Annotated in this window: 14 protein-coding genes and 1 tRNA gene; 5 read left to right on the top strand and 10 right to left on the bottom strand. The window is 70.1% G+C overall.

Annotated features, from left to right (window positions below; genetic code table 11):
- The first annotated feature begins 331 nt into the window (after nt 1-331).
- Nucleotides 332-1,549 (top strand): restriction endonuclease, encoded by a 1,218-nt coding sequence (locus tag EV562_RS30270; protein WP_347877081.1) that lies wholly within the window; start codon nt 332-334, stop codon nt 1,547-1,549.
- A 96-nt stretch (nt 1,550-1,645) separates the two neighbouring features.
- Here EV562_RS30270 and EV562_RS30265 read toward each other — a convergent pair whose 3' ends face one another.
- From EV562_RS30265 to EV562_RS30245, 5 genes are all read right to left on the bottom strand, one after another.
- Complete coding sequence (locus tag EV562_RS30265) at nt 1,646-2,416, bottom strand: class E sortase (RefSeq protein WP_133890032.1); 771 nt, start codon at nt 2,414-2,416, stop codon at nt 1,646-1,648.
- A gap of 13 nt (nt 2,417-2,429) precedes the next feature.
- Nucleotides 2,430-3,497, bottom strand: coding sequence for a class E sortase (locus EV562_RS30260; protein WP_133890031.1), 1,068 nt, complete (start codon nt 3,495-3,497; stop codon nt 2,430-2,432).
- The gene (locus EV562_RS30255) at nt 3,494-4,132 is read right to left on the bottom strand and encodes an aminodeoxychorismate/anthranilate synthase component II (RefSeq protein ID WP_133890030.1); all 639 of its coding nucleotides are present in this window, start codon (nt 4,130-4,132) and stop codon (nt 3,494-3,496) included. The genes EV562_RS30260 and EV562_RS30255 overlap by 4 nt, the downstream gene beginning before the upstream one ends.
- Nucleotides 4,129-4,290 (bottom strand): hypothetical protein, encoded by a 162-nt coding sequence (locus EV562_RS30250; RefSeq protein ID WP_016326682.1) that lies wholly within the window; start codon nt 4,288-4,290, stop codon nt 4,129-4,131. The genes EV562_RS30255 and EV562_RS30250 overlap by 4 nt, the downstream gene beginning before the upstream one ends.
- A gap of 96 nt (nt 4,291-4,386) precedes the next feature.
- Nucleotides 4,387-5,166, bottom strand: a complete 780-nt coding sequence (locus tag EV562_RS30245) for a DUF881 domain-containing protein (RefSeq protein ID WP_166662068.1) — start codon at nt 5,164-5,166, stop codon at nt 4,387-4,389.
- Nucleotides 5,167-5,320: 154 nt separating this feature from the next.
- On the opposite strand from EV562_RS30245, the gene crgA reads away from it, so the two are divergent.
- Entirely contained in the window at nt 5,321-5,575 is a 255-nt protein-coding gene (crgA, locus tag EV562_RS30240) for a cell division protein CrgA (RefSeq protein WP_133890029.1), read from the top strand.
- 262 nt (nt 5,576-5,837) lie between these two features.
- On the opposite strand, the gene EV562_RS30235 is transcribed toward crgA, so the two are convergent.
- Complete coding sequence (locus tag EV562_RS30235; protein ID WP_133890028.1) at nt 5,838-6,725, bottom strand: rhomboid family intramembrane serine protease; 888 nt, start codon at nt 6,723-6,725, stop codon at nt 5,838-5,840.
- Nucleotides 6,726-6,828: 103 nt separating this feature from the next.
- Complete coding sequence (locus tag EV562_RS30230) at nt 6,829-7,362, bottom strand: peptidylprolyl isomerase (protein ID WP_133890027.1); 534 nt, start codon at nt 7,360-7,362, stop codon at nt 6,829-6,831.
- Nucleotides 7,363-7,681: 319 nt separating this feature from the next.
- On the opposite strand from EV562_RS30230, the gene EV562_RS30225 reads away from it, so the two are divergent.
- Nucleotides 7,682-8,383: a DUF5324 family protein gene (locus EV562_RS30225; RefSeq protein ID WP_133890026.1), complete on the top strand. Its 702-nt coding sequence runs from the start codon at nt 7,682-7,684 to the stop codon at nt 8,381-8,383.
- Nucleotides 8,384-8,485: 102 nt separating this feature from the next.
- On the opposite strand, the gene EV562_RS30220 is transcribed toward EV562_RS30225, so the two are convergent.
- Together EV562_RS30220 and EV562_RS30215 are read right to left on the bottom strand one after the other, a co-directional pair.
- The gene (locus EV562_RS30220) at nt 8,486-9,262 is read right to left on the bottom strand and encodes an isoprenyl transferase (protein WP_133890025.1); all 777 of its coding nucleotides are present in this window, start codon (nt 9,260-9,262) and stop codon (nt 8,486-8,488) included.
- Nucleotides 9,263-9,667: 405 nt separating this feature from the next.
- Nucleotides 9,668-9,740 (bottom strand) — tRNA-Ala (locus EV562_RS30215).
- 179 nt (nt 9,741-9,919) lie between these two features.
- On the opposite strand from EV562_RS30215, the gene EV562_RS30210 reads away from it, so the two are divergent.
- Both EV562_RS30210 and EV562_RS30205 read left to right on the top strand, forming a co-directional pair.
- A complete protein-coding gene (locus EV562_RS30210; RefSeq protein WP_133890024.1) occupies nt 9,920-10,468 on the top strand; it encodes a DNA-binding protein in 549 nt (182 codons plus the stop codon).
- Between the two features lie 87 nt (nt 10,469-10,555).
- Nucleotides 10,556-12,139, top strand: coding sequence for a serine/threonine-protein kinase (locus EV562_RS30205; protein ID WP_133890023.1), 1,584 nt, complete (start codon nt 10,556-10,558; stop codon nt 12,137-12,139).
- 13 nt (nt 12,140-12,152) lie between these two features.
- Here EV562_RS30205 and EV562_RS30200 read toward each other — a convergent pair whose 3' ends face one another.
- Nucleotides 12,153-13,502 carry a hypothetical protein gene (locus EV562_RS30200; RefSeq protein WP_243860260.1) on the bottom strand — a complete coding sequence of 450 codons (1,350 nt, stop codon included), beginning with the start codon at nt 13,500-13,502 and terminating at the stop codon, nt 12,153-12,155.
- Nucleotides 13,503-13,700 lie beyond the last annotated feature (198 nt).

The raw sequence follows: 13,700 nt of genomic DNA, 5'->3' as shown, positions 1-13,700 counted from the left end.
AGGAGGGGACCTGGTCGAAGTTCGCGTTGCACTTGCTGCGCATCGGGAACCATCGCTGACTCGACCGCGTGCGTGTCCCGGTAGGCGTCGTTGTAGCGGACACCGTGACCGTGGACGCATGCCTCCTCGACGTCGAATCCTCCGGAGAGGATCCCGGTCAGCTAGACGGCCGCAAAGCCTACGGCACGATCGACAGAGCGGCGACGCCCAGTGACAGCCGGGTACGGGGCTGCGCCCATGGCGCCCGCACGGAGGGCCCGAACCCCAACGTGCCTCGCCCCCCGTCGATCACCCCCACGCCCAGAACCGCCAATACGACGGCCATGACGGTATGGACAGCGCCGAGCAGGAACAGCAGCGCGTAAGCGTCGCGGCCAGCCCGCCCAGACAGGCGAGCCGCTCGAGCCGGGCGAGCAACAGCATCGAACGTGTCTTCAAATGTCATAACTCGTTAAGTCTGGTTGACCACATCATCTCAAGAGGGACGAAAGGCCGGGCGATGATCAACGAGACGGCTCTACTGGAATCGCGGACTCTCCGCAGCGGCGTCCTCGAACGCACGGACGTACTCGACCGCGTGAAGGCACTGGCCCTGCTGCCGGACGGCATGCACGTGACGACGGCGATGGCGGCGACGTACTTCCACGTCACCGCCGAAGCCGTTCGGCAGCTGGTCAAACGCCACCGTGAGGAACTGGAAGCCAGCGGGATGTGCGTGATCCGAGGCGCTGACCTGCAGCAATTCGAGAGTGACAACATGTCACTCTCGCTGGGCAGTTATCCACAGGCCCGCCGAAGCCTCACCATCTATTCCAGGCGAGCCGTACTCAACATCGCCATGCTCCTGCGCGACAGCGACGTCGCCCGCCAGGTACGCACCTACCTTCTGAACATGGAGTACCTGGCCCGCACACGGCCTGTGGAGAACCCGGCCCCGACAGACGCCTCCGCGCTCGACGCCCGCATCGACCAACGCATCACCCACATCCTCGGCAAGACAGTCGTGCCGATGTTCAACGCCCTGATCGAAACATCAAGTGATCACCAACGAGAGCTCATCGCTCTCCGGACAGGCGTCCAACGCATCGAAAAGCGGCTCCGCCAGCACAATGCTCGACTGCAACGGCTGGAAGGCCATCGGGAGGACCGCCCGCTCGCCGGTGTCATGGCCTCCATGGACGCCATGAACGGCCGCGAGTTCGAGGAGCATGTCGCCACGCTGCTCCGACGCGACGGGTGCACCCACGTCCTCGTACGCGGTGGCAGCAGGGACCGGGGCATCGACATCACTGCGCTCACCGCTGACGGACGAACGATCGTCGTCCAGTGCAAGAGATTCGCACCTCACCTGACCATCACCAGTCCCGAGATTCAGAAGTTCATCGGGGCGGCCAAAGTCCTGCACAGCTCCGAAGTCGCCCTGTTCGTGGCTACCTGCCCCTTCACACGTGACGCCCAGAACATCGCCGTCGAGAGTGGCATCACCGCCGTGCATCGCGGACTCCTGGAAGCGTGGAGTGCCGGTGCACCACTGAACGACTTGCAGTAGGCGAGCGAAGAGGCCCGAAGCCGCAAAGGGAAGTTGCGGCTTCGGGCCTCCGTCATGTCAGGGACTGAGTTGCCTCGATCGAGCAACTCAGTCCCCTCACTGCAGTTCCTCCGGCGGGGTGCGGTCCCCGTCCACCTTCTCCGTGCGGACCAGCTCGCCCCAGACCACGTACCGGTAGCGGCTCGTGTAGACCGGGGTGCAGGTCGTCAGGGTGATGTAGTGGCCGGCCTTCTTCTTGCCGGACTCCTCGGGGATGCCGTCGAGGACGTCGACGTTGAACTTCGACGTCTCGGGGAGGACGGCGTAGGTCTTGTACACGTACCAGGTGTCCTTCGTCTCGAAGACGATCGGATCACCCTTCTCGATCTTGTCGATGTCGTGGAACCTCGCGCCGTGCCCGTCGCGGTGGGCGGCGAGCGCGAAGTTTCCCTTCTTGTCCGAGGTGGGCAGCGTCGCCTTCACCGGGTCGGTGTAGTAGCCGGCCACGCCGTCGTTGAGGACCTTCATCGACGTGCCCTTCTCCACCAGGACGTCGCCCTCGCCCATCGCCGGGACGTGCAGGAAGCCGATGCCCGCCTTGGTGTCCAGCGCCCCCGGGCCGTCCGGGCCCACCCGGTCCTGGGCCCAGTCGTCCCGGACCTTGTCCGCCTGCCGGTCCGCCGCGCGGTCGGCTACGACGTTCGTCCACCACAGCGAGTAGACGACGAACAGGCCCATCACCAGGCCCGCGGTGATGAGCAGTTCACCGAAGACGCTCACCGCCTGCGCGGCCACCCGTCGGGGACCCCGGCGGCGTGCCGTCCCGGGCTCCGACGGGCCGTCCTCGCCGGCCTGCTCCTGCTGCTCCGTGTCGGTGGTCGCTGCCACTGGTCATCCGCCCTTAACTGACGAGCGCATCCGGCTTGCCCTTGCTGCGCGGCCGTTCCTCGACCATTTTGCCCCAGACGATCATGCGGTACTTGCTGGTGAACTCCGGCGTGCACGTGGTGAGGGTGATGTAGCGGCCGGGCCCCTTGAAGCCCGACTGCCGCGGCACCGGGTCCAGCACGGTGACGTTGCCCGGCGACGTCACCGGCAGGATCGACGCCATCTTGTACACGAAGTACTTGTCCTGGGTCTCCACCACGATCGGGTCGCCCGGCTCCAGCTTGTTGATGTACCGGAACGGCTCGCCGTGCGTGTTGCGGTGCCCGGCCAGCCCGAAGTTGCCGGTCTTCGCGTCCGGCATGGCCGTCTTCAGGCCGTCCTCCGCGTAGTGCCCGACCATGCCCCGGTCCAGCACCTTCTTGCTGCTGATGCCCTCCGCGATCGGCACCACCACGTCGAGCTTGGGGATGTGCAGCAGTGCGAAGCCCTGGCCCGGTTCGAAGGTCCCCGGGTTGCGCTTTCCGTTCGCCCAGTCGTCCTGGAGGTTGCTCGCGGCCCGGTCGGCCTGGGCGTGCGCCCGTACGTTCGTCCACCACAGCTGGTAGGTGACGAACAGCAGCATCAGCACACCGGTCGTGATGAAGATCTCACCGATCGCCCGGCTGGCGATCACCGCGGCGCCCGGCTTGCGCGCACGCGCCTGCCGACGCGCCTCCACGCGCGACAGGGGCGCCTTCTCGGGCTCCCCGGCCTCCGCCTCCGCCGACTGCCCCCTGGGAGCCCCACGACGCCCGTGACGCCGTTTGGCGGCCTTCCTGCGGGCCGCGCGACCGCCGGCCACGGGACCGTCCCCCGCCGACCCCGCCCCGGCGGCCGTCCGCCGCTCCGGCGGCTCCGGGATCCGCAGGGCCACCGTCTCGTCGTCGGCGACCGGCGGCCGGTACTCCTCCCCGGCCCGCCCGGACGCGGACTCCTCGTACCGGCCGTCCCCGAACGCACCGGAATCCCCGTACGGCCGCCCGTACGAGGATCCCTGGTCACCGGCCGTGCCGGAGTCGCGCTCGGGGCGCAGCGCGGTCACGCCGTGGCCCTGCCCACCACCGGGGCGAGCCCCGCCGACCTCGCCACCGCGTCCCGGTCGCCGCACTCCGCGAGCCAGTTGGCCAGCATCCGGTGCCCGTGCTCGGTCAGCACCGACTCCGGATGGAACTGCACGCCCTCCACCGGCAGTTCCCGGTGGCGCAGGCCCATCACGATCCCGTCGGGCGTACGGGCCGTCACCTCCAGCTCCGCCGGCACCGTGGCCGGCTGCGCCGCCAGCGAGTGGTACCGGGTCGCCGTGAACGGCGAGGGCAGGCCCGCGAAGACGCCCCGGTTCGCGTGCTCGACGGGCGAGGTCTTGCCGTGCAGCAGCTCCGGAGCCCGGTCCACCACGCCGCCGTACGCCACCTGCATCGACTGCATGCCCAGGCAGACGCCGAAGACCGGCACCCCGGTCGCCGCGCAGTGCCGCACCATCTCGACGCACACCCCGGCCTGCTCCGGCGTGCCCGGCCCCGGCGAGAGCAGCACGCCGTCGAAGCCGTCCTGGGCGTGGGCCGTCGACACCTCGTCGTTGCGCAGCACCTCGCACTCGGCGCCGAGTTGGTAGAGGTACTGGACCAGGTTGAAGACGAAGCTGTCGTAGTTGTCGACGACGAGGATGCGCGCGCTCACTGGTTGTCCACCGTCACATCGTTGAAGGGCAGCAGCGGTTCGGCCCAGGGGAAGACGTACTGGAAGAGGACGTAGACCACGATCATCGCCAGCATGAGCGAGAGCAGCGCCTTCACCCACGCGTTCCCCGGCAGATGCCGCCAGATCCAGCCGTACATGCCGTCCCTTCCGTCGCACCACGGCGCCACACTCACGCCGTACCGCACCAGACTAGAGCCTGCCCGGTGCATCGGGCCGCGGGAACGGGAACGGCGCTAGCCCACAGGCTGGGCGTAGTGCAGGTCCGCCGTGCCGGAGTAGCCCGGCAGCGTCACCCGCCCGTCGTCCTCGACCTTCCAGCCGAGGCCGTACACGTTGACGTACACCATGTAGTTCTGGATCGTCGGCGACTTCGCCAGCGCGTTCTTCAGCCGCTCCGGGTCACCGACCGCCTGGATCTTGTACGGGGGCGAGTAGACGCGGCCCTGCAGGATCAGGGTGTTGCCGACGCAGCGTACGGCGCTGGTGGAGATCAGCCGCTGGTCCATCACCTTGATGCCCTCGGCGCCCCCCTGCCACAGCGCGTTCACCACCGCCTGCAGGTCCTGCTGGTGGATCACCAGGTAGTCGGGCTGCGGCTCCGGGTACCCGGGGAGCTTCGCGGTGGCGTCCGGCGGGGCGTCGTCGAGGGTGACGGTGATCGCCTTGCCCTTCAGCTTCTGCGTACCGGCCTTCTCCTCCAGTGCCGCGAGCTTGTCGTCCTCCGACTTCGTCCGGCCGTCGTCGCGCTCGGCGAACGATTCGACCTCTTCGCGCAGGGTCCCGTTGGCCTCCTCCAGATCGCCGTTCTCCCGGCTGCGTTCGTGGATGAGATCGGACAACTTGAGCAAAGAGGCGTCCGTACGGATATTGGTGCCCTTCGCGGTATTGAAGCTGGTGAAGAAAATAAGTCCCGCGAGCGCGAAGACGGCCGCCGTGAGGATCCGCGCGGGCCGGAAACGGCGTCGGCGGGCAGGGCTGGGTCCCGTTCCGGGGGAGTCGGCAGAATTGCTCAACGTACCCTTATCTCCTTCGGCGCCACGGAAGGACTACGCTAACGGACGCCCGGGGGAGCGCTCAGAGTCCCCTTGTCCCCCATGGACGCCGCCCCACCGAGACCGACCCCCGTTCCCTGCGCGGCCACGCAGCGCATCGACAGGAGAGACCCTCGTGCCGAAGTCACGTATCCGCAAGAAGGCCGATTACACGCCGCCGCCCTCGAAGCAGGCGACGAATATCAAACTGACCAGCCGCGGCTGGGTCGCACCGGTCATGCTGGCCATGTTCGTCATCGGCCTGGCCTGGATCGTCGTCTTCTACGTCACCGACGGTTCACTGCCCATCGACTCCCTGGGCAACTGGAACATCGTGGTGGGCTTCGGTTTCATCGCCGCTGGGTTCGGCGTCTCGACCCAGTGGAAGTAGCCCGGCGGTAGTTCCCACAGCTCTGCCCAGGGCTGTCCACGGAGTTATCCACAGGCGTTATCCACATGGGGAAAAGAAAGACGATCTGTGGATAACCCACCGGGCATTGACGCCGGTGTGACGGAAGTACCGGCTGGACCCCCGGGTCCGAAAACACGTTCGCCCCCTGCCTGACCTGCATAAACACTGGTCAGTGACAGGGGGCACATGTGTTCCCGCACGCTGTGCACAAGATCGGCCACCTACTGTGGACAACCGCTGCTCAGGTGAGCTGCGCGGTCCTCAACAGGGCCAGCCCGACGACGACCAGCACGACCAGCGCGCTGGTGCCGTACTGCACGAGCGTGCGCCGCTCACGCGGGGCGTGGAGCATGGCGAAGCCGGTCACGACGCCCGCGGCGAGGCCGCCGAGGTGCGCCTGCCAGGAGACGTTCCCCTGGGTGAAGGTGAAGATCAGACTGATCGCCAGCAGGACGACGACCGGCCGCATGTCGGCGTTGCGCCGGCGCGCGAGGGCGGCGGTGGCGCCGAAGAGACCGAAGATCGCGCCGGAGGCTCCGAGGGTGGCCGTGGTGGGTGAGGCGAGCAGATAGGCGAAGACGCTGCCGGCCAGACCCGAGACGAGGTAGAGCGTGAGGTAGCGGGCTCTGCCGAGGGCTTCTTCCAAGGGGGCACCGAGGAACCAGAGGGTGATCATGTTGAAGCCGATGTGCCAGATCTCCTCGTGCGTGAACATCGAGGTCACCAGGCGGTACCACTCGCCCTCCGCGACGCCCTCCGTAGGGACGAAGGGGGCCGGGGGCCAGCGGCCGATGAGCACCATGTCGGCGAGGAAGGAGTCCCCCAGCGCCTGGACGGCGATGAACACCGCCACGTTGATCCCGATCAGGACCTTGGTGAGCAGGTGGGGGTCGGCGGCGACCGTGCCGCCCGCGAGGGTGCGGGGCCTGGAGGCGGCCGGGGGCGGGCCGCTGCCGCCGGTGCGGCCCGCGGCGCAGTCGGGGCAGTGGAAGCCGACGGACGCGTTGACCATGCAGTCCGTGCAGATGGGGCGCTCGCAGCGGGTGCAGCGGATGCCGGTCTCGCGGCCGGGATGGCGGTAGCAACCGGGCGGGCTCTGGGCATCCGGTCGGCCGGCCGCGTGGTCCATGGCATCCCCTCGGTCGTCCCTGCGGGCGGTGTGTGCGGATGCACCGTCCCGCCCTGCTCTACGGATGGGCGGGACGTTTGGTTCCTGCCCGGTGTGCGGGACGTCAGGCGCCGCGGGTCTCGACGACGACCGTCTCGACGACGATGTCGTCGACGGGGCGCTCGGTGCGGGGGTTGGTCCTGGTGGCGGCGATGGTGTCGACGACCTTCTGACTGGCCGTGTCGGTCACTTCGCCGAAGATCGTGTGCTTGCGGTTCAGCCAGGTCGTCGGGGAGACGGTGATGAAGAACTGCGAGCCGTTGGTACCGGGACCGGCGTTGGCCATGGCCAGCAGGTAGGGCCGGTCGAAGGCGAGGTCGGGGTGGAACTCGTCCGGGAACTGGTAGCCGGGGTCTCCGGTGCCGTTCCCCAGCGGGTCGCCGCCCTGGATCATGAAGCCGCTGAGCACCCGGTGGAAGACGGTGCCGTCGTAGAGCCTGGCCGTGGTCTTCTCACCGGTGACCGGGTGGGTCCACTCCCGTTCACCGCGGGCCAGCTCGACGAAGTTCCTGACCGTCGCGGGCGCGTGGTTCGGCAGCAGCCGGATCTCGATGTCGCCTCGGCTGGTCTTCAGAGTGGCGTAGAGCTGCTCGGCCACGGTGCGCCTTCCCTCGTCCTGCGATGCGGACCGATCCTCCCACGGTCGGGGCACGTTCGGCGTTCATCCCGCTGGGTCACGAGCATGGGACGCGGATCCGTGGCATGGTCGTGGGCAGGCTCGTGTTGCCCGGTATTCATCCCCTATTGACGTTGATCGGCTCTTGTTCGCAACTTCATCACCAGTTGTCCCGGAGGGCTCGGCGGCACCACCCGTGACCCGGATGCCCTCTCTCACATGCCTGGCGGTGCGTCCCCAGGCATGATCCGTAAAAGGGTGGAAAGTCGAATTACCGTACGCCACCGAGGAGGAGGAACCCGTGACCCGCATCGACAGCGTGCGCGCCGCGACCGGTTCGGCGAAGGACAGCGTGCTGCACGCCGCGGAAGTGGTGGCGCCCTACGCCGACACGGCCAAGGACAGGGCCGCCCACTATGCACAGGAGGCGCGCGTACGGCTGGCGCCCAAGGTGTCGCAGGCCGCAGATCAGGCCCGTCTCCAGTACGGCGCGCATGTGGCGCCGCGGCTGGAGCAGGCCCGTACGCATGTGCCGCCGAAGATGGACGCGGCCGCCCAGGAGGCCGCCGTCCGTACGCGTCTGGCCGCTCGGCAGGCGGCCGACTACTCACGTCCGAAGATCGAGCAGGCGGTGGCCGCGGCCGGCCCCGTGCGGGACGAGGCCACCGCGCGGGGTCTCGCCGCGCTGGCGGCGCTGCGCGGTCAGGTCACGGCCAAGGAGATCCAGAAGCTGACGCGCAAGCACCAGCGACGGGCCAGGGCCGGCCGTGTCGCCAAGGTGCTCGCGGTGGCGGGTGTCCTCGCCGGCGGCGCCTTCGCCGCATGGAAGTGGTGGGACAAGCAGGCCAACCCGGAGTGGCTGGTGGAGCCGCCGGAGGCGACCGAGGTCCCCGAGCCGAGCCCGCTGACGTCGGTGGACGGCACCGGCGAGGCCGTCCTCGATCCTGAGGTGCAGGCGAAGCAGGCACAGGAGGAGGCGGCGGAGGGCGACGAGCCCCGCTGATCCTCAGCGCCCGTACGGCGTCGACTGTCTGCCTGATGATCGCTGTGGGGCGGGAGACCTGGAGTCTCCCGCCCCACAGCGACGTTTCACGTGAAACGGCGCTCAGCGGCCGTAGCGGCGTTCGCGCAGCGAGTAGGAGCGCAGGGCGCGGAGGAAGTCGATCTCACGGAAGTCCGGCCAGTAGGTCTCACAGAAGTGGACCTCGGCGTAGGCGGACTGCCAGAGCAGGAATCCGGAGAGCCGCTGCTCGCCGGAGGTGCGGATGATGAGGTCGGACTCGGACCGCGTCTTGGAGTACAGGTGCTTGGAGATGTGCTCCATGGTGAAGGTCTCGATGAACTCGTCGATGTCCCCGCCCTGTGAGCTGTGCTCGGTCAGGGCGGACCGGACGGCGTCGACGATCTCGCGCCTGCCGCCGTAGCCCACGGCGACGTCGACCTTGGTGCCGCCCTTGCGGTCCTGGGTGGAGGCGGTGGCGGTCTTGAGGCGGCTCGCGGATTCCGCGGGCAGCAGGTCCAGGGCGCCGACAGCCTCGACGGGCCAGGGATTGCCCGGTGCGGCCAACTGCTCGACGACCTCGGCGATGATGTCGATGAGGGGGTTCAGCTGCTCCTCGGGCCGGTGGAGGTTGTCGTCGGAGAGCATGAACAGGGTGACGTGCTCGATCTGTGCCGAATCGCACCAGCGCAGGAAGTCCAGCACCTTGGCGCCGCCGGCCCGGTAGCCCTCGCGGGGGTCGTCTATGCCCGACATCTTGGCCCACCGGCGGTTGCCGTCGAGCATGATGCCGATGTGCTGGGGGCGTGGGCGTCCTTCCAGCTCTCTGACCAGTCGCTTCATATAGAGCGCGTCGAGAGCGGCCCGTACCTTCGCCCGCATGGTCTACCCCTTCCACCTCGTCGGCAGCGAACGGACGGCTCCGACGGCGATGAGCCACGTGGCACCGCCCCGCGGGGCTGTGGCGCTGATGCCCTGTGGGGTGACGATATCAAGAGCAGACAGCTCCGCCCGGGCGCCGAGAGGGGCTCTTCCACGGACCCGCCCCGGCGACGCCGCGACCGCCGAAACCTCGTTTCCCGTGGTCAACTGGCCTTTTCCGTCCGGTTGTTGATGATCGCCCGGCCGAAACGCGCCGCGCCGGGAGCGGGGTGAGGGCGACGACGGTGAGGAACGTCTCCGCCCACCGGGACCGGATGGCGGGGCCGTGCGGTCCGCCTGGTCGGCCTTGAAGCGCACAGAGCGCCTCCGACGCACGTTTCCGCGGGTCGAAGGCGCTCTTCACGGTGGAGCCTAGGGGAGTCGAACCCCTGACATCTGCCATGCAAAGACAGCGCTCTACCAACTGAGCTAAGGCCCCTCGGGAGGCGTCGCCGGTCCTGAACCCGCGGACCGTCGGTCGCCGCAGACAAGAGTACCGGGTCGCCCCCCGTATCTCACAAATGATTGGGGCTCCCGGGGAACGACCACGCTCCGTAAGATGCTCGGCGTGGTTCGCTGGAGCGAACTGCGGTTTCGGGGAAGCGATGGGGAGACGCAATGGACGCCGCACAGCAGGAAGCCACCGCAAGAGCGCGGGAACTGCAGCGGAACTGGTACGGGGAGCCGCTGGGGGCGCTCTTCCGCAGGCTTATCGACGATCTCGGTCTCAACCAGGCTCGTCTGGCGGGGGTCCTCGGGCTGTCCGCGCCGATGCTGTCGCAGCTGATGAGCGGCCAGCGGGCGAAGATCGGCAACCCCGCGGTGGTGCAGCGGGTGCAGCTGCTGCAGGACCTGGCGGGGCAGGTCGCCGACGGCAGTGCGAGCGCGGCCGAGGCGACGGAGCGCATGGACGAGATCCGCAAGTCGCAGGGGGGCTCGGTGCTCAACAACACCACGACGTCCACGACCAGTTCGGGCGCGCCCACGGTCAAGCGGGTGGTCCGTGAGATCCAGTCGCTGCTGCGCTCGGTGGCGGCCGCCGGGGACATCATCGACGCGGCGGACGCCCTCTCCTCCTCGCATCCGGAGCTGGCGGAGTTCCTGCGGGTGTACGGCGCGGGCCGCACCTCGGACGCGGTCGCGCACTACCAGTCCCACCAGAACTGATTCCCGCAGGTCCGGTCGCCGAGGGGGTCGGCGGCCGGACCCGCGGGAAGGGCGCGACAGGTCCCAGGGGAGGAGCGGCGCACAGCCATGGGTGAGGTCTTCGCGGGCCGGTACGAGCTGGTCGATCCGATCGGCCGGGGCGGGGTGGGTGCCGTCTGGCGCGCCTGGGACCACCGGCGCAGGCGTTATGTGGCCGCGAAGGTGCTGCAGCAGCGGGACGCGCACTCGCTGCTGCGGTTCGTCCGCGAGCAGGCGCTGCGCATCGATCATCCCCATGTGCTCGCGCCCGCGAGCTGGGCCGCCGACGACGACCAGGTCCTGTTCACCATGGACCTGGTCACGGGCGGTTCCCTGGTCCATCTGGTCGGGGACTACGGGCCCCTGCCGCCCGACTTCGTGTGCACGCTGCTCGACCAGCTCCTCGCGGGCCTGGCCGCGGTGCACGGGGAGGGTGTGGTGCACCGTGACATCAAGCCCGCCAACCTGCTCCTCGAAGCGACGGGGACGGGCCGTCCGCGTCTCAGGCTGTCCGACTTCGGCATCGCGATGCGGTTGGGTGAGCCCCGGCTGACGGAGACCAACCTGGTCGTGGGGACACCGGGTTACCTCGCGCCGGAGCAGATGATGGGCGCGGAGCCGGACTTCCCGGCGGACCTGTTCGCGGTGGGTCTGGTCGCCCTGTATCTGCTGGAGGGGGCGAAGCCGGACGCCAAGGCGCTCGTGCAGCATTTCGCCGAGTACGGCACGCCGCCCGCACCGCGGGGGATTCCCGAGCCGTTGTGGCAGGTCGTGGCGACGCTGGTGCAGCCGGATCCGGTGGCGAGGTTCCGTACCGCGACGGGGGCGCGCAAGGCGCTGGCCGCGGCGGTGGAACTGCTGCCGGAGCCCGGACCCGACGACGAGCTGATCGAGATCTTCGACCAAGTGGGCCCGCTGCCCGCGGGTTTCGACGCCGAGGGGCCGCTCAGGAGGGCGTCCGGCCTGGACGACGCAGCCACCGACCCACGGCAGCCGACGGCCCCGGGCCCGTCCCCGCACACGCCTCCCCGGCCGTCCCCGCACACCGCACCGCCCGCGCCTCCCCGGCCGTCCACGTCTCCGTCCGGCACGTCTCCGATCCCGTCCGGCACGTCTCCGATCCCGTCCGGCACGTCTCCGATCCCGTCCGGCACGTCTCCGATCCCGTCCGGCACGTCTCCGATCCCGTCGGGGCCGTCTGCGCCCCCGGACGGCACCCCGTCCCCCCTGCCGCCGCCGACGCCGACCGGCATGCCTCCCGCCCGGGACTGGACGCCTTCCGCCCCCGTCTCGTCGTCGGACACCGGGAGTTTCCGCCTGCCGCCACCGCAGCCGACCGTCACACCGTCCCCGGCCACGCGCTCGCCCTCGCCTTCGGTGGGCGATGCGGCGGCCCAACCGTCCGCGCCTTTCCCCGCGTTCACAGCCGGACCGGAGCTCCGGGCGCCGGGGCGGACCCCGCACGCGCCGCAGTACGCCGACGTCGCCACCGCCCCGTACACCGCACGGAACCCGCGGTCGGCGCCGCACGCTCAGCACCGCGGGGCTCGACGGCGGCGTCGGCCCGGCCCCCCGGCGAAGGTGGTGTTGCCGCTGCTGATGCTCGCGCTGGCCTGCTACGCCGTCGGTTTCTGGGCGCTGAGCCGTATCTGACGCGGGAGGCGGTCTAGGTTCTGCGCCGGGCCGCCGCCGTCCACACCGCCAGCCCGAGGAGGAGCAGGCTGCCGGTTCCGATGCCGCCGACGGCCACCGCCTTCATGGCGACGTCGTCCTCCGAGGCGGCGTCGGCTCCCGTGGCTCCACCGCCGGGTGCGGCGATCCGGTCCTGTGCGGAGACATCGAAGAGCCCCTTCGGCCGGGACTCCCCCGCGTAGTCGGGACCGGTCTCCGCCGTTCCCCCGACCCGCAGGCGCAGCGTCAGTCCGAACGGGCCCCGGCCGAAGGCGTCGGCCACCTGTGCGGCGAGGTGGACGACCACGTAGTAGTCACCGGCGAACCGCAGCGCGCCGGTCTGCGCCTCACTCGCGTACCGGTTGGCGTACGCCACGGGCGGCAGGGGGGCGAGGCCGACGGTGGTCGCGCGGCCGGTGTAGCTCTTGGCGGCGTCGTCGACCTCGGCGCGCACGGGGTTGTGCAGGGCCAGCCGCAGGGCGGCGGTGGCGTAGCCGGAGGCTCCCGCGGAACCGGCGAGTTCGGCGGTGGCGTACACCTGGCGGCCCCAGTCGACCGGCACCTTGTAATAGAGGGTCTCCCCGGGCCGTATGTCGTCGCGCCAGGCCCCCTGCCCGACGAGGGCGGCGTGGGCGAACCCGTTGCCGCCCGGCCGGCGCTCCGGCTCACCGGCCGGGGGTTGCGGCGAGGCGGAGTCCCAGGACCCGGGTGGTTCGGTCACGCCGGTCCGGCGCGGGCGGGGTTCGCTCGCGACACCGAGTTCCAGGTCCCAGTCGTCCGGCGGGGAGTCCTGGGGCCTGGTCCGCTCGACCCCGACGTAATAGGTGCCGGACTCCTGGCACCGGCGGGAGGCGGGGTCGATCTCGCGGGTGCCCCAGGCGGTGACCGGGCGGGGGCTGTGCGCGGCGCCGAAGGTGGCGCTGCGCACGGAGCAGGAGCCGCCCTCGGCGTCCCGCACGGAGACCCGGACGCCGTCCACGGCGGTGACGTCACCGTCGGTCCGGGGCACGGCGGTCACGGAGACGTAGGCGTCGGAGGCGGCATCGAGTTCGAGGCGGTAGTAACGGGTGCCGTTCCTCGGCAGCGAGCTGCGGTACGTGGACCCCGCCGTCAGCGTTTCGGCACCCGCGGTGGCACTCGCGCCGGCGATGCGCACGGCGTCGTCGGCGAAGGCGTACCCGTCGGCCGCGCCGGCCGCTCCCACCGCACCGGCGGCACCGGCGGCGCCGACCGCACCGGCCGCCTGCGCCGGGCCGGCCGCACCGGCGGCGATCGCCGTGGGGCCGGGCAGCAGCGCGGCCGGGAGCGCGGCGGTCGTGACCAGTACGGCGCCCAGCAGGGTCATCCGGGCGAGCACCCGCGGCCGCGCCCGCCTCGTTCCGGCGCGCCGTCGAGCCGTACACCACCGTCCCATGACCCGCCACCCCTCGCGTCCACCGGCTCAGTCGCTCAGTCGCCTCGTCCGTCGCCACCCGCCCCGAGCGGACCTGCCCTCTCTGGGCAACACAAAACCCCGACCGTTTGACGGCCGGGGTCTGCTCAG

Origin of the sequence: Streptomyces sp. BK208 (genome assembly GCF_004364245.1) — a bacterium.
Classification (GTDB): Bacteria; Actinomycetota; Actinomycetes; order Streptomycetales; family Streptomycetaceae; genus Streptomyces.
Note: the sequence above shows the minus strand (reverse complement) of the source record. Positions and strands in the feature narration are given on the sequence as shown.

What these genes read in the sequence shown, in the direction of transcription:
- EV562_RS30270 (WP_347877081.1), top strand. Translation starts at nt 332, where the DNA reads ATGGACAGCGCCGAGCAGGAACAGCAGCGCGTAAGCGTCGCGGCCAGC.
- EV562_RS30250 (WP_016326682.1), bottom strand. Translation starts at nt 4,290, where the DNA reads ATGTACGGCTGGATCTGGCGGCATCTGCCGGGGAACGCGTGGGTGAAG.
- EV562_RS30235 (WP_133890028.1), bottom strand. Translation starts at nt 6,725, where the DNA reads ATGGACCACGCGGCCGGCCGACCGGATGCCCAGAGCCCGCCCGGTTGC.
- EV562_RS30220 (WP_133890025.1), bottom strand. Translation starts at nt 9,262, where the DNA reads ATGCGGGCGAAGGTACGGGCCGCTCTCGACGCGCTCTATATGAAGCGA.
- EV562_RS30210 (WP_133890024.1), top strand. Translation starts at nt 9,920, where the DNA reads ATGGACGCCGCACAGCAGGAAGCCACCGCAAGAGCGCGGGAACTGCAG.
- EV562_RS30205 (WP_133890023.1), top strand. Translation starts at nt 10,556, where the DNA reads ATGGGTGAGGTCTTCGCGGGCCGGTACGAGCTGGTCGATCCGATCGGC.
- EV562_RS30200 (WP_243860260.1), bottom strand. Translation starts at nt 13,502, where the DNA reads ATGACCCTGCTGGGCGCCGTACTGGTCACGACCGCCGCGCTCCCGGCC.